This window comes from Massilia sp. Root133 (assembly GCF_001426525.1).
Lineage (GTDB): Bacteria > Pseudomonadota > Gammaproteobacteria > Burkholderiales > Burkholderiaceae_D > Telluria > Telluria orientalis.
On sequence record NZ_LMEW01000032.1, the window covers coordinates 119822 to 138893 of the forward strand.

Consider the following 19072-nt stretch of genomic DNA (forward strand, 5'->3'; position numbering starts at 1 on the left):
CAGGTCAGTCGTGTCGTTCATCATTCTCGCTGTCGTTGCCGCGGCGGGCGACCCACCACCAGGCGGCGGCCACCATCAAGGCGAGAGCATACCAAGTGAACGCGTACACGAGGTGACTGTTTGGAAATTTGACGACGGTGAGGCCGCCGACGGGCTGGTCGGGGCTGTCCGGCGGGTTCTGCCTGGCGGCGGCGTCGACGAAGAACGGCGCGGGGTGAAATCCAGCGAGCCCGCGCGCCGCCGCGATCGCGGCCACGTCGCGGGTGTACCAGCGGTTCTGCGCCGGATCGTTCGTGCGCGTGAACGCGCCATTCCGTTCGCTCGTCCTCAGGAGACCCGTGACGTCGGCCGCCGGTCCCGCGTTCGCGCACGGATTTCCCGCGGCGCGTTGCGGCGTGTAGCGCGTGCGTGCGCCCAGTTCGGCGGGAATGAAGCCGCGGTTGACGAGGACGATGGTCCCGTCCGCCGTGCACATGGGCGTGAGCAGCCAGTAGCCGCTGCCGGCTTCGGTCAGCGCCTGGACGGGGGTGGTGAGATCGTAGAGATAAGTACCGTGCAGTGTCACGCGGCGGTACTCGTCGGATTCGGGGGTGATGCCGGCCCAGCGTGTGCGCGATGGCACCGGCGCCGGGGCGGCGTGCACGCGTGCTTCCACGCGTGCGATGAGGTCCAGTTTCCATTGCAGGCGATAGACCTGCCAGGTGCCCAGACCCGCGAAGAGGACGATCAGCAGCAGCGCCAACACTGCCAGCAACAGGGAGAACCCCCGGCGCCGGCCCGCCGGCGCTGCGCGATCGTCCCTCGCCATTACTGCATGTCGTGCATGCCGTGTACCGAACTGCCGTCATTGCCCATGTTGGGCATCATGTTGGCGTTCATGTGGTACATGACCCAGACAGAACCGGTCAGGACGATGAACAGCAGGATGGCCGTGAGGATCAGCGCCATCATGTTCCAGCCGCCTTCCGACTTCGAGTTCATGTGCAGGAAGTAGACCATGTGCACGACGACCTGGACCGCGGCGAAGCCGAGGATCACGAACTTCGTGGTGCCCGGTGCCAGCTGGTGGGTCATCACCAGCCAGAACGGAATCGCCGTCAGGATCACGGACAGGATGAAACCGATCGTGTAATCCTTGAAGCTGCCGTGGGCGTGCAGGTGGTCGTCGTCGTGGTGACCATGACCGTGGCCATGATCGTGATGATGCAGATCGCTCATGGCAGTACTCCCATCAGATAAACATAGGTGAACACGCCGATCCAGATGACGTCCAGGAAGTGCCAGAACATCGACAGGCAGGCGAGGCGGCGGTAGTTGGCACCGTTGATGCCGTGCTTACCGACCTGGAACATCAGCGTGACGAGCCAGACGATACCGAAGGTCACGTGCAGGCCGTGCGTGCCGACCAGCGAGAAGAACGCGGTCAGGAAGCCCGAGCGCCACGGGCCGAAGCCTTCGTGGATCAGGTGCGCGAACTCGTCCAGTTCGAGGTACAGGAAGCAGGCGCCCAGCACGCCGGTGACGGCGAGCCAGAGGAGCGTGCCTTTGACGTTCTTCTTCTGCGCGGTCAGCATGGCGAAGCCATACGTGATCGACGAGAACAGCAGGAACGCCGTGTTCAGTGCGACGGTCGGCAGCTCGAAGATCTCGGCGCCCGACGGGCCGCCCGCGTAATTGCGGCCCAGGACGGCATAGGTCGCGAACAGGCAGGCGAAGATGAGGCAGTCGCTCATCAGGTAGATCCAGAAGCCCAGCAGCGTGCCGTTCTCCGGATGGTGCTCGCGCACGTAATAGCGCGAGCTCGGGTCGGCGCTCGCGGCGCCGGCGTGGGTTACGTTAATCTCAGACATGGGCTTCCAGCAAACGGGTGCGTTCTTCTTCCGTACGGGTCACTTCGTCCGCCGGGATGTAGAAGTCGCGTTTGTAATCGAAGGTGTGGTAGATGGCGGCGGCGAGCATGGCGAAGAACGTCACGCCGACCAGCAGCCACATGTGCCAGATGATGCCGAACGCCATCACGAACGTGATGCCCGGGATGACCGGACCGGCCCAGGTGTTCTTCGGCATGTGGATCGCCACGAAGTCCTTCAGCGGACGCAGGTAGCCGTTCTTCTTCATGTCGGCCCACGAATCGTTGTCGTGCACGACCGGGGTGAATGCGAAGTTGTAGTCCGGCGGCGGCGACGACGTCGACCATTCCAGCGTACGGCCGCCCCACGGGTCGCCCGTCACGTCGGCCAGTTCCTTGCGGTTCAGGATCGACACGACGATCTGCATCAGCAGGCAGCCGATACCGGCGGCGATCATCAGGGTGCCCACCAGCGAGATATTGAACAGCCAGTGGATCGACGGATCGTCGAAGTGGCTCATGCGGCGGGTCACGCCCATGAAGCCCAGGATGTACGGCGGCGTGAACGCGACCCAGAAGCCGATCGACCACAGCCAGAACGAGTACACGCCCCATTTACGGTCCAGCTTGAAGCCGAACATCTTCGGCCACCAGTAGTTCACGCCCGCGAACAGGCCGAACAGCACGCCGCCGATGATGACGTTGTGGAAGTGGGCGATCAGGAACAGCGAGTTGTGCAGCACGAAGTCGGCCGACGGCACCGCCAGCATCACGCCGGTCATGCCGCCGATGATGAAGGTGATCATGAACGACACGGTCCACATCATCGGCAGTTCATAGCGGATGCGGCCCTTGTACATGGTGAACAGCCAGTTGAAGATCTTCGCGCCCGTCGGGATCGAGATGATCATCGTGGTAATGCCGAAGAACGAGTTCACGCTCGCGCCCGAACCCATCGTGAAGAAGTGGTGCAGCCACACGAGGTACGAGAGGACCATGATCACGACCGTCGCGTACACCATCGAGGTGTAGCCGAACAGGCGCTTGTTGCAGAACGTCGCGACGACTTCCGAGTAGATGCCGAAGGCCGGCAGCACCAGGATGTAGACCTCGGGGTGGCCCCAGATCCAGATCAGGTTCACGTACATCATGGCGTTGCCGCCCAGTTCGTTCGTGAAGAAGTGCGTGTCGAACAGGCGGTCCAGGCCGAGCATGGCCAGGGTCGCGGTCAGGATCGGGAAGGCCATCACGATCAGGATGTTGGTGCACAGGGCGGTCCAGGTGAACACCGGCATCTTCATCAGGTCCATGCCCGGGGCGCGCATCTTGATGATGGTGACGACCAGGTTCACGCCTGACAGCAATGTGCCGACACCCGCCACCTGCAATGACCAGATGTAGTAGTCGACGCCCACGTCCGGACTCGCCAGGATGCCGGACAGCGGCGGGTACGCCAGCCAGCCGGTACGGGCGAATTCACCGACGAACAGCGACGCCATCACGAGGATCGCGCCCGCGGTCGTCATCCAGAACGAGAAGTTGTTCAGGAACGGGAAGGCCACGTCACGGGCGCCGATCTGCAGTGGCACGACGTAGTTCATCAGGCCCGTCACGAACGGCATCGCCACGAAGAAGATCATGATCACGCCGTGGGCGGTGAAGACCTGGTCGTAGTGGTGCGGAGGCAGGAAGCCGTGCGAATCGCCGAACGAGAACGCCTGCTGGGCGCGCATCATCAGCGCGTCCGCGAAGCCGCGCAGGAACATCACGAGACCGAGGATCATGTACATGATGCCGATCTTCTTGTGGTCGATGCTGGTGAACCACTCGTTCCAGAGATAGCCCCACAGCTTGAACTTGGTGAGCGCGGCCAGGAGGACGATACCGCCCAGCGCCACCATGATAAAGGTACCGATCAGGATCGGCTCGTGGTAGGGAATCGCTTCCCAGCTGAGCCGACCGAAGATCAACTTCGCTAAGTCAAATTGCTCGTGCATGATTACTTCTTCTTCACAGGATCATTGGGCGTGGTGCAGACCTCGCCATTGGCCTGGGCCAGGCGGGTCGCTGCCGCTTGTTGGGGCGCGTGGCGCAGCATGGCCATTTCACGGGCCTTCTTCGCGTCGTCGTTCATCATCTTGTCCATGCATACGGCGCCGTCGGCGACGCAGCGGTTCAGGACGCGATAGAACAGGTCGTTGTCGACCGCCGCGTAGTGGCGCACCGGCTCCTTGATGCTCGGCTTTTCGAGCGTCAGGTACCCTGCGCGGTCGAGGTTGGCGCCGGCGGACTTGACCGACTGGACCCAGCCGTCGAAGTCGCCCTGGGGCACGCCACGGTACGAGAAGCGCATGTCGGAATAGCCGGCGCCGCTGTAGTTCGACGAGAAGCCGATCGACTGGATCGCCTTGTTCTGGACCGCGTTCAAGGTCGTTTCCATGCCCGGCATCGCGTAGATCATGCCCGCCAGTTCCGGCACGTAGAACGCATTCATGACGGAGGTCGCGCTGATCTTGAAGCGCACGGGCACGTCGACCGGCACGACCAGTTCATTGACCGTCGCGATGCCCTGCTCCGGATAGATGAACAGCCATTTCCAGTCCATCGCCACGGCCTGGATGACCAGCGGCTTCGCAGACGCCGGGATCGGACGCCCATCGGCGATGCGGTCCAGCGGACGATACGGATCCAGCTTGTGCGTCGAGATCCAGGTCACGAGACCCAGCACGATGATGATCAGCAGGGGCGCGCCCCAGATGACGAGTTCCAGCTTGGTCGAGTGGTCCCAGTCCGGTTCATAGGCTGCTTCCTTGTTGCTGGCGCGGTACTTGTACGCGAACCAGATGATCAGGAACATGACGGGAACGATGATCAGCAGCATCAGGATCACCGAAACGATGATCAGTTGCGCCTCTTGCTTGGCGATGTCGCCGGAAGGGTTCATCACCACCGTGTTACAGCCGGAAAGCAGCGCTAACAGGGGAGAGAGGAACATTCCGCGACGGAGGGTCTTTGGAATCATGCTTGTGTTTTACGTTACATGGGAAAAATAACATGCTAATGTAACGCCAACGGCGTGCGTTTGGCGATTGGACGTTTTGTCCTACCCTTTACCGTATTGCAGCATTTCAGAGGGTCCAGAAGCCGTCGGCTGAAAAAGGAGACGAAGACATGCAGAGCACCCCGAACACGTACGGCGGCGCAGGAGCCGCTCCCATCACAGCACCCCACTCCGGGGCCCGGAACATCAACAGCCGCGACACGAAAATCGCGCCTGGAGAGATCGCGGTCGGCGTCGTCATCGGCCGCGCTTCCGAATACTTCGACTTCTTCGTTTATGCGATCGCTTCGGTGCTCGTGTTCCCCGCCGTGTTCTTCCCGTTCGCGGACCGGCTCGAAGGCACGCTTTACTCGTTTGCCATCTTCGCGCTGGCCTATGTGGCTAGACCGCTCGCGTCGCTGTTCTTCATGGTCATCCAGCGTCATTACAGCCGCGAGATCAAGCTGACCATCGCCCTCTTCCTGATGGGTTCCGCCACGGTCGCCATCTCGATGCTGCCCACCTATTCCCGCTGGGGCGAGTGGTCCATCGTCGCCCTGGCCATCCTGCGCATCGGCCAGGGCGTTGCCCAGGGCGGGTCGTGGGACGGCTTGCCGTCGCTGCTCGCGCTCAATGCGCCGCAGAACAAGCGTGGATGGTACGCCATGTTGGGACAACTTGGCGCACCAACGGGTTTCATCATCGCGGCCGGCCTGTTCTCCTACCTGATGGCCGAGTTGTCGCAGGACGATTTCCTCGTCTGGGGCTGGCGTTATCCGTTCTACGTCGCCTTCGCGATCAACGTCGTCGCGCTGTTCGCCCGCCTGCGCCTCGTGTCGACGCCGGACTATACCCACCTGCTCGACGAGCATGAGCTGGATCCGGCCCCGGCCCGCGAAGTGATCGGCAACCAGGGCACGAACATCGTCATCGGCGCCCTCGCCGCCCTGGCCAGCTATGCGCTGTTCCACCTCGTCACCGTGTTCCCGCTGTCGTGGATCCAGCTGTACGACACCCGTTCGATGGCCGAATTCCTGCAGGTCCAGATGATGGGCGCCGGTCTCGGCATCGTTGGCGTGCTGGCGTCGGGCATCATCGCCGACAAGTTCGGCCGCCGCAACACGCTGGGCACGCTGGCCGCGCTGATCGCCCTGTTCTCCGGCTTCATCCCGACCCTGATGGATGGCGGCGTGACCGGCCAGAACACATTCATCCTGGTGGGCTTCCTGCTGCTGGGCCTGTCGTACGGCCAGGCCTCCGGCGCCGTGACGTCGAACTTCCTGCCGCAATACCGCTACACGGGCGCCGCCCTGACGTCGGATCTCGCGTGGCTCGTCGGCGCCGCGTTCGCGCCGCTCGTGGCACTGGGCCTGGCCGCCAACTTCGGCCTCGGCTACGTCAGCCTGTACCTGCTGTCCGGCGCCGTCGGCTCGCTGGCCGCGTTGAGCCTGAACCGGGCGCTCGAGATCCGCAACTGAGCGACATATATATAGAGCAGACCCGAGCCCCGGTACCCCCGGGGCTTTTTTTGTTGCCAAACTTCGGGGTCAGACCCCATTTCAGGGAAAATTCGGGGTCAGGGCACTTTTCGGAACAATGGTCCCGCGTTAGCAGTCCGCCCGATGCACGCGTCGCTCCCCTCGCAAGGAGCGGCGATACCAGGTTGGCCGCGCTGAAAATGTGCTCGCGAGATTTTGCAAAAAAATGTGCTCTGACCCGAATTTCCGTGGTGGGTCTCGTCCGGTTCCGCGCGGGTGCGGCGCAGTGCCACCAGGGTCATCAGAATGCCGTAACGATCGAGCGCGGCCAGGCGGGGCGCCTCGGACAGGAGCAAAGGGGTTGTGCCGTGGCCATGAAGTGATGCCGTGCGGATTGGCGACAATGTACCAAGGCGATGTGGGCGCACCTCGCACGCGTGCGCCCTGCCGCCTCACTTCCGGATCAGCGACCACTGCTGGTTGGTGCCCCCGTTGGACGGATACTGGATGATCTGCGCGCCGTCGGCCGTGCTCTTGTTCTGCACGTCCAGCACCATGCCGGAGAGCTGGTTCGCGACCGTGTAGTAACCCGCTGCCGGGCTGGCGAAGCGCCACTGCTGGCCCTGCCCCGCCCAGTAGCCCCACTGCGCGATGTTCGTGCCGGCGGTCGTGGAGTTGTTGTAGTCGTCCAGGCTCTTCAGGCTGTTGGCGTTGATGACACTGTAGTATCCGTCGCCGTGGCCGATCACGTACCACTGCTGGTAGCGCGCGTTCGCATCGGTCGACTGCTGCACCAGTGCGCCGTCCGCGGTCGAACCGCCCGCCACGCCGAACACCTTGCCCGACAGGCGCGACTTGAACGCGTAGACGCCGTCGCTGATGCCGCCGCAGCCGGCGAAGTCCGTGAAGTTGCGGGTCAGGACAGGCCAGCCGGCGCTGTATGTCATGCGCTGGATGTCCAGTTTCGCGTTGCCGTTGTCGGTCAGGTCGTAGTAATGCGTGGAGACGAAGTGGCAGCCGTCCTGGCGCAGGTCGGCGATGTGGCCGGGGCCGCGGTACTTGCCGTCGGTGACCGGCAGGATCGTGCGCGTGCCGGAATACGGGCCGCGGATGTTCGTCGCGCGCTGCACTTCGACGTAATACGTGGAGTCGACGCCCTTGCAGCAGCTGCCGCGGTTCACGAACAGGTAGTAATATCCGCCGTCGCGCGTGATGTACGGCGCCTCGATGTCGCGGCCACCCCCGCCCCAGATCGTCGTCACGCTGCCGGCCAGCTTGCCCGTGGCCTGGTCGATCTCGGCCAGGCCGATCCCGCCGAAGAACGAGCCGTAGCTCAGGTAGACCTTGCCGTCATGGTCGCGGAACAGCGCGGGGTCGATGGCATTGACCTCGGCGCTGCCGCCGTACGACTGCACGACGATGCCGAGGTCCTGCCAGCTCGGGTTTTTCAGCGAGAGACTGCGCGCCACGCCGATCGCGGACGAGGACGTGCCGAACGACGACACCGAGTAGTACAGGTAGTAATAGCCGTTCATCTGGATCACGTCCGGCGCCCAGTACGAGCCGGAGAAATTCGGGATCTTTTGCGTGACCCAGGCGGGCGGCGTCGCGAACACGGGCGCCGGCCCCGCCGCCCATGTCTTGAGGTCCTTCGACGTGGAATACCAGATGCCGGTGCCGGTCGTGAAATTGAAATACGTGTCGCCGTCCCTGGTGATGGTGCCCGGATCGTGGGCATTGTTCACGCCGAGCAGGTCGATGGCCCCGGCCGAGGCGCAGCCGAGCGCGAGGCAGCATGCTGCCAGCAGTTTCTTGAACATGGAGTCTCCTGTTTTATTTATACATATGGGTCAAACCCGCCACCAGCTTAGGCAATGCGGTTCGGCGCCACCAATGAAATAAAACAGGGGTGCGATTGCGATTTCGGTATCAGCCGAGTGCCGTGTCCAGCACCGTCATGAGGATGAAGCCGAACACGAGGGCCACGCTGGCCCAGGTGCCGTTGCCGTTCTGCTGCGCTTCCGGCACGACGTCGTTGACGATCACGAACAGCATCGCGCCCGCCGCGGCGGCCAGCGCGAACGGCAGCAGGCCGGCGGAAACGCCGATCAGGATGGCGCCGGCGACCGCGGCCACCGGCTCGATCAGGCCGGACGCGACGCCGAGCGCCGCCGACAAACCCCGTCCATAGCCGACGGTGCGCAGGGCCAGCGCGACGACGAGGCCTTCCGGCACGTCCTGGATCGAGATGCCGGTCGCCAGCGAGTTCGCCTTGTCGACGTCGACGCCCGCATACGCGACGCCGATCGCCAGGCCTTCCGGCAGGTTGTGCAGCGCGACGGCCCACACGAACATCCAGGCGCGTTTGAGGGAGTGGGCGGTGCGCGGATCGTCGTGGGCGAGGATCCCGTCGGTCGACATGCAGCGGTCGAGCACGAGCAGCAGCGCCGCCCCCGCCATGATACCGGCGCCGACGGACAGGCTCGCGCCCCAGTTGCCCGCACCGCCCGTCCTGGCGGCGGCCAGCGCGGGGATCACGAGCGAGAACGCGGTCGCGCCGAGCATGACGCCGCCGCCGAAGCCGAGGAAGCAGTCGTAGGTGCGGTTCGAAAAATTCTGTGACAGCAGGATGGGCAAGGTGCCGAGCGCCGTCGCGGCGGCGGCCGTTGCGCCGCCGACCAGCGCGCCGCGCACATGGGGCACATCCTGCAGGACGTTGGCGAGGTAGCCGAAGCCCGTGAAGATCAGGACGGCGCAGCCGAGGAGGCAGACGGCGCAGCCGGCGAGGCGGCGGGGGCGCAGCATCCAGGAGAGTGCGGGTTGTTTGATCAGAGGGGAATCCATGCAGGGCCCAGGAACGTGTATAGCCACGTCGTTCCCGCGCAGGCGGGAACCCATGCTGAGCGTCTTAGCCGGCTCAGCATGGGTCCCCGCTTTCGCGGGGACGACGGCCTAGTGAAGCTTCGGCGCCCCCGGGCTCGGCTGCGCACCCGGCTGCACGGTCATGCCGTCGGCCAGCGTCTGGTTGCCCATCCCGAGTTCGGCCCCGGTGGTCGGATCGACATTCGGATCGGACATCGTGCGCTCGGCCATCTGCTTGAGCACGTCGACCTCCTTGGCCGGCAGCCGGACTTCGGCCTCGCCCGTGCCGCCGTCGACGGCCATCTGCTTCTCGCGGTCCGTGACGAAGTCCCAGTTCTCGCCCTGGTTCCAGGAGCCACGCATCTCGCCCGGCCCCTGCGACATGTTGTAGTACGTGTTGGCGAAGCGCGGGTCGCCCGGCATCTTCCCGGACGGGAAGTTCGGCTGGATCGAGTACAGCGCCTTCTCGAACGACTTCTGGTGCGCGATCTCGCGCGTCATCAGGAAGCCCAGCGCTTCCTTCACGCCCGGGTCGTCCGTCAGCGCGATCAGGCGCTCGTAGACGATCTTGGCGCGTGCCTCGGCGGCGATGTTGGAGCGGAGGTCGGCGGTCGGTTCGCCGATCGTGTCGATGTACGCGGCCGTCCACGGCACGCCGGCCGAATTGACCAGCGGCGTGCCGGCGCCGTACAGAACCTGAGTCACGTGGCTGTCGTTGCCCGCACCCTGGATCTTCTTGTACAGATCCGCTTCGCTGTCGACGGCCTCGGCCAGGTCGCCCTTGGCGCCCTTGTTGAGCATGGCGACGATGTGGCCGATCACCTCGAGGTGGCTCAGCTCTTCCGTCGCGATGTCGAACAGCATGTCCTTGCGGCCCGGATCGTCTTCGCTGACGGCCTGCGTGAAATAACGCATGGCCGCAGCCAGTTCGCCCTGCGGGCCGCCGAACTGTTCGAGCATCAGGTTGGCCAGCCCCGGATTTGGTTCACTGACACGCACGGTGTACTGCAGGCGCTTGTTATGTGCAAACATTCCGATTCCTCCGTTGTGTGATTGGATGGCCGCGCGGAACGCGTCCTGCGTTACCGCGCGGACAAACGGAAGCGCCGTAGCGCGACCGGTCGATGCCATCTTGGCAGCGTTGCGGCGCCGAGTAATCAGAAACGAAGCCGTGTCTGTGTAGGATTGGAGGCGACATCCTGCCGAGCTCCGCAAGATTCTGAACACGTGGAAACAGTCGCGTGGTCGCCAGTTTGGGCCGGACGGCCCATGCGTCATCGGCCGACAAGACCGTGCGGCGCCCTCCTACGCGACAGCTCTAGCGTCGGCACTAACATGAATCTATCGCTACCCCACGCTAACAGGAGACGATCATGTTTTCCCTGAATAAACTGAGTCCTTCCATCACCGACATGATCCGCTTCGATCACTCGCACGTGATGGTCACGTTCCACCAGTACACCCGCGACAAGCGCCCCAGCGTCAAGAAGGCGCTGGCGGAAACGATCTGCGACGCGCTGGAAATCCACGCGACCCTGGAAGAGGAAATCTTCTATCCCGTCATGCGCCCGCGCGCCCACGACCAGAAGGTCATGGACAAGAGCGAGCCGGAACATGACGAGATGCGCGCCGTCATTGCGGAGCTGCGCCGCACGGATCCGAAGTCGCCGCGCCACGACGAACTCGTGTTTGAACTGATGCGCGACGTGCAGCACCACGTGGCCGACGAGGAAACCGTGCTGTTGCCGGAAGCCGAGCAGACGCTGAGCAAGGACCGCCTGTCCGAGCTGGGCGCGCAGATGACGAAGCGCCGCCTGGAACTGGTGACGCCGAAGGCCGGCAAGATCGCGGCCAACACGGCCGTCGGCTTCTCGGGCAGCACGGCCGCGATCGTCGTCGGCGTGGCCAGCGCCCTGTTCGCGGCCCGCGCCTTTACCCGCAAGCCGACGCACGCCTGACCCTTTTCCGCAGCGGCGCAAGCCGCCTGCGCTCCCCCGGCATGGCGTCCGCGCGCCTGCCTCGCCCGCAATCGCGTCCGCGCGTGGTTGCGGGCTTCTTCGTTTACTGACCCATCCAGCGCAGCAGCAAGGGCACGAGCCACGGCGCCAGCAACGCCGTCAACACGCCGTTGATCCCCATGCCGAGGCCCGCGTACGCGCCCATCTCCGGACTGACCTGGAACGCGCGCGCCGTCCCGATGCCGTGCGACGCGACACCGAGCGCGAGGCCGCGCGCCGCATGCGAATCGATGCGCAGGGCGTTCATCAGGAAGCGCGCCGTCACCGCGCCGAAGATGCCCGTGCCGATCACGAGGACGGCCGTCAGCGCCGGCACGCCCCCGAGGTGCTCGGACACGGCCATCGCGATGGGCGTCGTGGCCGACTTCGGACCCAGCGAGCGCGCCAGCTCGGGCGAGGCGCCCATCAGCACGGCGATGCCGACCGCGCTGACGATGGCCGTCACGCACCCGGACACCAGCGCGCACGCGAGCGGGAACAGGCTGCGGCGCAGCCGCGGCATCTGGCGCGCGAGCGGCACGGCCAGGGCGACCGTGGCGGGACCGAGCAGGAAGTGGACGAACTGCGCACCGGCGAAATAACGCTGGTACGACATGCCGCTGGCCGCCAGCACGAGGCTCACGAGGGCGATCGCGATGGCGACGGGATTGGCGAGCGGCGAAAAGCCGCAGCGCGCATAGACCCATTGCGCGAACACGTAGGCGCACAGGGTAACGGTGAGGCCCAGCAGCGGCGACGCGGATAAATAGACCCAGAAGTGGGTGAATTCCTCGAAATTAAACATCGCTTCCCTCCCCGTTCTTGTGGGCGGGCGTGAGCGCGCGCAGCACGAGCGCCGTCACGGCCAGCGTCAGCAGGGTGCTGCCGACGACGGCCGCGCAGATCGCGAGCCAGTGTCCGCTGCCGCTCGCCGCGGCGACGATGATGCCCACCCCCGCCGGCACGAACAGCAGCGACAGATGGCGCAGCAGCTCGTTCGCGCCCGCCTCCACGATCTCGTGCAGGCGCGGGAACGCGACGAGCGCCACCAGCAACAGCAGCATGCCGGCCACGGGCCCAGGGACCGGGAGCCGAAGCAGGAAAACGAGCCCCTCTCCCAGGCACTGGAAAACGAGCAGTACGGCAAACGCGATCAGCAAGCGACCTCCTTCGATGTGGGTTCCCCGAAGGATAGCATCCGGCTCAGCGCCGCGTAGGCTGCACGAGGCTCGTCATCGCATCCACATACGTCTTCTCGTCGTCGGCGTACAGCGGCAGCAACGGCGTGACCGACACCTGGTTCAGCTTCGTCCTGCGCAGCGCACCGGTCGCCGGATCCTTGAAGACGGCATACGGCACGTCCTGGATCACGTACGGCTCGCCGTTCACGTGGCCGATGATCATCAGCACGTGGCCCGGCACGACGACGAGGTCGCCCACCTCCGCCTCCCGCACCGCTTTTACACGCGCCGCGTGGGTGTCCGCCGCCGTGAACACGCGATGCTTCAGCGCCGTCGACGTCCCTTGCAGGCCGGAGCTGTGCTGCAGCAGCAGGCCCATGCTGCGGTAGGTTTCCGCGACCAGGCCGCTGCAATCGCGCGCGTCGAACTGGTGGCCCCACCCGTAACGCTCGCCGAGCAGCTTGAACGACTGCCGGATGATGTTCGCGCGCGTGAGCGGCAGGTAGCCCGGCGCGGTGTCGGCGCTGCGGCGGATCAGCGCCGGCCGGATCGCGAGCGAACCGTCGGCCTGGCGCACGGGCAGCCGCACGGGCCACGATGCGTACGGACTGGCGCCGTTGACCGGCTGGTCGGGCGGCACGTCGGCGCGCGGCAGGGCCACGCCCATGTCGAGGTCCAGCTGCGACAAGGCAGGCTGCTCGCGCGTGTGGACCGTGACCACATGGTCGCCCGTGACCACGCGGCCAGGCGGCAGCGCCGCGTAACCGAACACCGCGTCCGCCGTGCCGATCGCGATGTCGTCCGCGCGCACCCACGCCGGGCCCTGCGTCGTCACCGCGAGCAGCCAGCGGCCGTCCGCGCTCATGTGCGCGACGAGCACGGGCTCGCCCGGGAACAGGGTGCCGGCCGTGAGGCTTTCGACATCGGGTTGGTCGAGGCTCGCGTAGAACACGCGGTCGCTCGGGTAGGTGCGCAGCGGCGCGCGGCGCACCGCGAGGCCGTAGCGGGCCGGCGCCGTCGCCGCAACCTGGCCGGCGGCCGTGGCGTCACGGAGGACTTGCAAGGTGTCCGGCCCGACGGGATGGCCGGCGTCGTCGACCGCGAGCTTGACGGGTGTCTGCTGTTGCGCGCCGCGGATCCAGTCGAGCACCTGGTCGCGCGTGAGGGTCGCGGGCAGCTTGCGGACGTCGACGAAGCCGCCGCCGGGCGCGTACGCGGCGGCCCGCTGCGCGGCGGTCGCTGGCGCGTCCAGCAACACGGCGTCGGGCGCAGGCAGCCGCCCGATCCAGTAGTCCGGGGCCAGCATCGCCTCGTCGAAGGCGGGGATACCGGCTTTTGACATGGCCGGCTGGGCCGCGGCGGCGCCGCCCGGGATGGCGAGGCCGCAAGCGATGGCGGCCAGAAGATGACGTGCGGCGTTGTGCGCTGCTTTCGTATGCATGGGTCTCCTCCGGATCGTGGATCCGGCAGTGTAGCCCAGCCCGAACGTTTACGCGGCGGCCAGCGCCTTCAGCGGGGCCCGCGTGGAGACGGCCGGACGCACCGGCGCCGGCGCCGCGCCCTCGAGCTTGAACTGGCCCACCAGCGCGACCAGCAGGTCGGCCTGCCGCTGCAGGCTGTCCGCCGCGGCGGCCGCCTCTTCGACGAGCGCGGCGTTCTGCTGCGTCGTGCCGTCCATCTGCACGATGGCCTGGTTGACCTGGCCGATGCCCGTGCTCTGCTCCGCGCTGGCGGCCGAGATCTCGGCCACGATGTCGCTCACGCGGCGCACGCTGGACACGACGTCGTCCATCGTGCGGCCCGCGTCCCGCACGAGCGCGCTGCCCGCTTCCACCTTGCCGGACGCATCGCCGATCAGGGCCTTGATCTCCTTCGCGGCGGCCGCGCTGCGCTGGGCCAGCCCCCGCACTTCCGCGGCGACGACGGCGAAGCCGCGTCCCTGCTCGCCCGCACGTGCCGCCTCGACGGCCGCATTGAGCGCGAGGATATTGGTCTGGAACGCGATGCTGTCGATCACGCCGATGATGTCGACGACCTTGCGCGACGCGGTGTCGATCGCGGCCATCGTCTCCACCACTTCCGCCACGACGGCGCCGCCGCGGCGGGCCGTCTCCGACGCGGACAACGCGAGCTGGTTGGCCTGGCGCGCATTGTCGGCGTTCTGCTTGACGGTCGACGTCAGCTGCTCCATCGATGCCGCCGTCTCTTCCAGCGCGCCGGCCTGCTGCTCGGTGCGGCCGGACAGGTCCATATTGCCCTGGCTGATCTCGACGCTCGCGGCCGCGACGCTGCCGGCGCTCGCGCGCACCTGCACCAGCACTTCCTGGATCTTGGTGACGAAGCCGTTGAAACCGGCGGCGATCCGTGCCAGTTCGTCGGTGCCCTTCGCGTCCAGGCGGGCGTTCAGGTCGGCGTTGCCGCTGGCGAGGTCCGTCATGGTGGCGCCGAGGACGCGCAGCGGACGGGTCAGGCGGCGCTGCACGGTGACCATCACGATGGCCGCCACGACGGCGCAGACCAGCGACGCGAACAGCGAATATCCCATCAACTGGCGCGCGCTGGCCGTGGCGACGGCGTGCGGGAACGACAGCTTGACGGCCCACGGCGCGAGGTCCGGGTGAAGGCGCAGCGGCTGCAGCAGGTGCACGGTGCCGGCCGCGTCGATATATTCATAGGTCTCGCCGGCGCGCACGGCCGCGAGGGCGGCGGGCGGCAGGTCGTCGGCTTTCTTGCCGTTCCTGGTCGCATCCGGATGGCTCGCATACAGGCCGCCGTTCGATACGAGCGCCAGGCGGCCGCCGTCGATGACCTTGATCTTGCCGAGGATCTCGCCCAGGTGCGTCAGCTGGAAGTCGGCGCTGGCCACGCCGCGGAACTCGCCCTTGACGAGGATCGGCGCCACCAGCGACGCCATCATGATGTCCTTGCCGTTGACGGCATACGCATACGGCTCGGTGAAGAACACCTTGCGCGTGGCCTTGGGGATGTCGTACCAGTCGTTCGCGCCCGGGGTGGTCGGGAACACGATCGGTTCCACGTGCAGCGTGCCGTCCGGGTTGCGCGTGTAGTACGGCATGTAGCGGCCGGTCGCGTCATATTCCGGCGCCTTGCCCGCGAAGTCGGCGTCCTTGCCGTCCAGCGCGTCCGGTTCGAACGTGACGGCACCGCCGATCAGGTCGCCAAAGCTGCGCAGCATGCCTTGCGTCATGGCGCCGACCTGCGGCCGCGACGGCGCGATGTCCGCTTCGCGCAGCGCGCTCATGCCGGCGGCAAGGTTGGTGACGGCGCCCAGCTTGGTACCGATCTGCGCCTGCACGGCGGCGGCGGCTTCGCGCGCGGACGTGCGGGCCTGGTGCATGCTCGCGTCCTCGGCGGTGCCGCTGCTGCGCACGGCGATGACGGCCGACGTGACCGCGAGGCTCAGCACGACGAGCGTGGTGGCCGTCGCGCAGATCTTCGCGGTCAGCGAGAGAGACGACAGGGGGTTGCGACGCATTGTTTTTCCTCGATTTCAGAATTTGCGGGTCAGCGACAGCACGACCGCGCGGCGCGCGACGTTCGCCACGGCCAGGCGGCCGTCGGGGCGCGGCACGCCCGTCGTGTAGCTGTTGTAGATGCCGGTGCCACCGATGGCGCGGGTGTAGTTCAGGGCGACGGTCCAGCCGTCTTCGAGCTTGTGCGTCAGGCCGGCCTTCAGGTCGCGCCAGTCCCAGATGCCGTTGCCGCTGCCGGCCACGCGGCCGTCGCCGGCGTGCAGGTTCAGGGTCAGCGACCTGGTCAGCGCCTGGTCGGCGCCGACGTCCAGGTAGCCGGTGCCGCGGGCATTCGCGATGCCGAAGAAGTCGCGGCTGAACGTGTAGTTGTAGCGGGCATACAGCGATTTCCAGGTCACGCCGGCCGACAGTTCGCCATAGTCGAACGACGTGTTCGTCGCGCTGATGCGCGCGCCCGGGTATTTGTACCAGTACACCATCGCGGACCAGCCGACGGCGCCCGCGCTGCCGCTGTAGCCGCCGTACAGGTCCCATTCGACGGTGCCGCTTTCGATGAACTTGTCGCTGACGTTGATGACGGACGTGCCGGCCGACCAGCCGCTCGGATGTGCATAGTCGACGCTGGCCATCGCGGCCGGCCCGCCCCACGTCTGGCGGATGCCGCGCGAGACGTATTGCGAGCTGACGGAGACGGTGGCGCTCAGCGGGTCGTCGGCGGGCACTTCCGCCGTCAGCGGCGCGGCGGATTCGCCGGCGTGCGCGCACGACGCGGCGGCCAGCAGCAGGAAGGACAACGGGGCAAGGCGACGGGTCGGCAGCGCGGCCGGGCGGTGTCGGGTGCTCATGATCTCGGGAGTCGGTTGTGGTCGGCGGTAGTCGCCGTTGTTGAATATCGGTAGGCATTGATGCCGTACGGAAATTCTAGTGCCGACTCTGTGGCTTTTGGTTACAAATCAGCCGGAATATTTGTGGGAAACCCGAGAATGAGACATGCGCGCAACAGTCCGATATTTGTCTGGAAATGAAGCGCACAGGTGTTCGCAAAAACGCTTAACACCTTGAAAACATGAGGAAAGTTTGCAAACAGGCAGGCGCGGGACGCCTGCCTGGCAATGGCGGACGTTATGCCGCGGTCTTCAGCGCCCCACGGCGCAACTGATCGCGCTCGATCGACTCGAACAACGCCTTGAAGTTACCTTCGCCGAAGCCCTCGTCGCCCTTGCGCTGGATGAATTCGAAGAACACGGGACCCAGCTGCGTCTCCGAGAAGATCTGCAGCAACAAGCGTTGCGTGCCCCCTTCGGTCGTGCCGTCGACCAGCAGGCCGCGGGCCTTCAGCGCCTCGACGTCCTGGCCATGGCCGGGCAGGCGGGTCTCCAGCATCTCGTAATACGTCGCCGGCGGCGCGGTCATCAGCGGCACGCCGGCGGCGCGCAGGCCATCGACGGTGGAGAAGATATCGTCCGTGAGCAGCGCGATGTGCTGGATGCCTTCGCCGTTGTACTTGAGCAGGAATTCCTCGATCTGGCCGCCGCCCGCCTTGCCTTCCTCGTTCAGCGGGATGCGGATCATGCCGTCCGGCGCCGTCATCGCCTTCGACGTCAGGCCCGTGTACTCGCCCTTGATGTCGAAGTAGCGGATCTCGCGGAAGTTGAACAGCTTCTCGTAGAAGCCGGCCCAGTAGCTCATCCGGCCGCGGTAGACGTTGTGCGTGAGGTGGTCGATGAGCTTGAGGCCGTGGCCGGCCGGGTGGCGTTCCGTGCCCTCGATCCATTCGAAGTCGATGTCGTAGATGGACTTGCCGTCTTCGAAGCGGTCGATCAGGTACAGCGGCGCGCCGCCGATGCCCTTGATGGCGGGCAGGCGCAGCTCCATCGGGCCGGTCGGGATGTCCAGCGGCTGCGCGCCCAGCTCGAGCGCGCGCGCGTAGGCTTTATGGGCGTTCTGGACGCGGAAGGCCATGCCGCAGGCCGACGGGCCGTGCTCGGCCGCGAAGTAATAGGCGGCGCTCTTCGGCTCGTTGTTGACGATGAAGTTGATGTCGCCCTGGCGGTACAGCACGACGTCCTTCGAACGGTGCACGGCCACTTTGCTGAAACCCAGCGCTTCGAACACGGGCTCCAGCACGCCCGGGGTGGGCGACGCGAATTCCACGAACTCGAAGCCCATCAGCCCCATCGGATTGTCAAACAGGTCGGCCATTGTCTATTCCTCTATCGATTAGCATTAAAATATTCGCGCCTACCGGCGCGTTCGCCCCTCATTCCGCGAACACGTCGGCAATCAGTCCCCGCAGCCACTGGATGCCGGGATCATGGTTGAAGCGCCGGTGCCAGAAGACGTTGGTCTGCAACGCCGGCAGGGCGAGCGGCGGCTCGATCCACTTCAGGCCGAACGGGCTTGCCGCGCTTTCGGCCAGTTTTTGCGGCACCGTCACCACCAGCTCGCTCGTGCTGACGATGTACGGTACCGCGGTGAAATGCGGCACCCGGAACCGGGCCCCGGCCGTCACCCCGGCCTTTTCCAGTAATCCATTGATGCGGTCGTAAGGACTCTGGGCCGCATCGACGATCAGGTGCGGCGCCGCCACGAACCGTTCCAGGTCCACCTTGCCCTTCGCCAGCGGATGGTCCTTGCGGAACATGCTCACGAACGGCTGGCGGAACAGCGCGCGGTGGTACAGCGCTTCCGACACGTCCTCGAACGCGCCGATCGCCAGGTCCACCCTGCCCGTCTCCATATCGTCCTTCAGGGTCAGCCCGTTCGCCCGCAGCGACGCGATCTCCACGTTCGGCGCGACCGTGCGGCAACGCTCGATCAGGACCGGCATGAAATACACCTCGCCCACGTCCGTCATCGCCAGCGTGAAGCGGCGGGCGCCCGTGGCCGGGTCGAAGCGGCTGCGCTGCGACAGGGCCAGTGCCACCTGGGCCATCGCGGCGCCGATCGGCTCGGCCATCTGCTGCGCGAGCGGCGTGGGCTGCATGCCGTACGCGGTGCGTACGAACAGCTCGTCGCCGAACGTGCGCCGCAGGCGGGCCAGCGCATTGCTCACGGCCGATTGCGTCAGGCCCAGACGCCTTGCGGCGGCCGAGATCTGGCGTTCGCGGTAGACCTCCTGAAATACCGATAACAGATTCAGGTCGATGCTAGAGGGTTCGATCATGCGCT

17 protein-coding genes are annotated in these 19072 nt (G+C 66.0%); 2 read left to right on the forward strand and 15 right to left on the reverse strand.

Annotation, left to right across the window (positions count from 1 at the left end):
* Window positions 1-4: 4 nt before the first annotated feature.
* The 5 genes from ASD28_RS21195 to cyoA are packed head-to-tail and all read right to left on the reverse strand — an operon-like array spanning window position 5 to window position 4871.
* Window positions 5-808: an SURF1 family protein gene (locus tag ASD28_RS21195; RefSeq protein ID WP_056132870.1), complete on the reverse strand. Its 804-nt coding sequence runs from the start codon at window positions 806-808 to the stop codon at window positions 5-7.
* Entirely contained in the window at window positions 808-1218 is a 411-nt protein-coding gene (gene cyoD / locus ASD28_RS21200; protein WP_056132873.1) for a cytochrome o ubiquinol oxidase subunit IV, read from the reverse strand. Before cyoD ends, ASD28_RS21195 begins: the two co-directional genes overlap by 1 nt.
* Complete coding sequence (gene cyoC / locus ASD28_RS21205) at window positions 1215-1850, reverse strand: cytochrome o ubiquinol oxidase subunit III (protein ID WP_056132877.1); 636 nt, start codon at window positions 1848-1850, stop codon at window positions 1215-1217. Before cyoC ends, cyoD begins: the two co-directional genes overlap by 4 nt.
* On the reverse strand, window positions 1843-3846 hold the full coding sequence (gene cyoB, locus ASD28_RS21210) for a cytochrome o ubiquinol oxidase subunit I (RefSeq protein WP_056132881.1): 2004 nt from the start codon (window positions 3844-3846) through the stop codon (window positions 1843-1845). The genes cyoC and cyoB overlap by 8 nt, the downstream gene beginning before the upstream one ends.
* A gap of 2 nt (window positions 3847-3848) precedes the next feature.
* Window positions 3849-4871, reverse strand: coding sequence for a ubiquinol oxidase subunit II (gene cyoA, locus ASD28_RS21215; protein ID WP_056132886.1), 1023 nt, complete (start codon window positions 4869-4871; stop codon window positions 3849-3851).
* Between the two features lie 149 nt (window positions 4872-5020).
* Here cyoA and ASD28_RS21220 point away from each other — a divergent pair, with 149 nt between their 5' ends.
* Window positions 5021-6367, forward strand: a complete 1347-nt coding sequence (locus tag ASD28_RS21220; RefSeq protein ID WP_082577074.1) for an MFS transporter — start codon at window positions 5021-5023, stop codon at window positions 6365-6367.
* A 452-nt stretch (window positions 6368-6819) separates the two neighbouring features.
* On the opposite strand, the gene ASD28_RS21225 is transcribed toward ASD28_RS21220, so the two are convergent.
* The 3 genes from ASD28_RS21225 to ASD28_RS21235 all read right to left on the reverse strand — a co-directional run bounded on the left by ASD28_RS21225 (window position 6820) and on the right by ASD28_RS21235 (window position 10261).
* A complete protein-coding gene (locus tag ASD28_RS21225) occupies window positions 6820-8187 on the reverse strand; it encodes a family 43 glycosylhydrolase (protein ID WP_056132889.1) in 1368 nt (455 codons plus the stop codon).
* 109 nt (window positions 8188-8296) lie between these two features.
* Window positions 8297-9211, reverse strand: coding sequence for a ZIP family metal transporter (locus tag ASD28_RS21230; RefSeq protein WP_056132892.1), 915 nt, complete (start codon window positions 9209-9211; stop codon window positions 8297-8299).
* Window positions 9212-9319: 108 nt separating this feature from the next.
* Window positions 9320-10261 carry a manganese catalase family protein gene (locus ASD28_RS21235; RefSeq protein WP_056132895.1) on the reverse strand — a complete coding sequence of 314 codons (942 nt, stop codon included), beginning with the start codon at window positions 10259-10261 and terminating at the stop codon, window positions 9320-9322.
* A gap of 341 nt (window positions 10262-10602) precedes the next feature.
* Here ASD28_RS21235 and ASD28_RS21240 point away from each other — a divergent pair, with 341 nt between their 5' ends.
* Window positions 10603-11187: a hemerythrin domain-containing protein gene (locus tag ASD28_RS21240; protein ID WP_056132898.1), complete on the forward strand. Its 585-nt coding sequence runs from the start codon at window positions 10603-10605 to the stop codon at window positions 11185-11187.
* 103 nt (window positions 11188-11290) lie between these two features.
* Here the strand turns inward: ASD28_RS21240 and ASD28_RS21245 are convergent, their stop codons facing one another.
* From ASD28_RS21245 to ASD28_RS21275, 7 genes are all read right to left on the reverse strand, one after another.
* Window positions 11291-12031, reverse strand: a complete 741-nt coding sequence (locus ASD28_RS21245) for an LrgB family protein (protein ID WP_056132903.1) — start codon at window positions 12029-12031, stop codon at window positions 11291-11293.
* On the reverse strand, window positions 12024-12386 hold the full coding sequence (locus ASD28_RS21250) for a CidA/LrgA family protein (RefSeq protein WP_056132905.1): 363 nt from the start codon (window positions 12384-12386) through the stop codon (window positions 12024-12026). Before ASD28_RS21250 ends, ASD28_RS21245 begins: the two co-directional genes overlap by 8 nt.
* Before the next feature lie 43 nt (window positions 12387-12429).
* Window positions 12430-13848, reverse strand: a complete 1419-nt coding sequence (locus tag ASD28_RS21255) for an SH3 domain-containing protein (protein WP_056132909.1) — start codon at window positions 13846-13848, stop codon at window positions 12430-12432.
* Window positions 13849-13896: 48 nt separating this feature from the next.
* A complete protein-coding gene (locus ASD28_RS21260; RefSeq protein WP_082577073.1) occupies window positions 13897-15903 on the reverse strand; it encodes a methyl-accepting chemotaxis protein in 2007 nt (668 codons plus the stop codon).
* Window positions 15904-15918: 15 nt separating this feature from the next.
* On the reverse strand, window positions 15919-16746 hold the full coding sequence (locus tag ASD28_RS21265) for a TorF family putative porin (RefSeq protein WP_082577072.1): 828 nt from the start codon (window positions 16744-16746) through the stop codon (window positions 15919-15921).
* A gap of 277 nt (window positions 16747-17023) precedes the next feature.
* Entirely contained in the window at window positions 17024-18103 is a 1080-nt protein-coding gene (gene hppD, locus ASD28_RS21270; RefSeq protein WP_056132916.1) for a 4-hydroxyphenylpyruvate dioxygenase, read from the reverse strand.
* A gap of 58 nt (window positions 18104-18161) precedes the next feature.
* Window positions 18162-19067: a LysR family transcriptional regulator gene (locus tag ASD28_RS21275; RefSeq protein WP_056132919.1), complete on the reverse strand. Its 906-nt coding sequence runs from the start codon at window positions 19065-19067 to the stop codon at window positions 18162-18164.
* Between the last annotated feature and the right edge of the window lie 5 nt (window positions 19068-19072).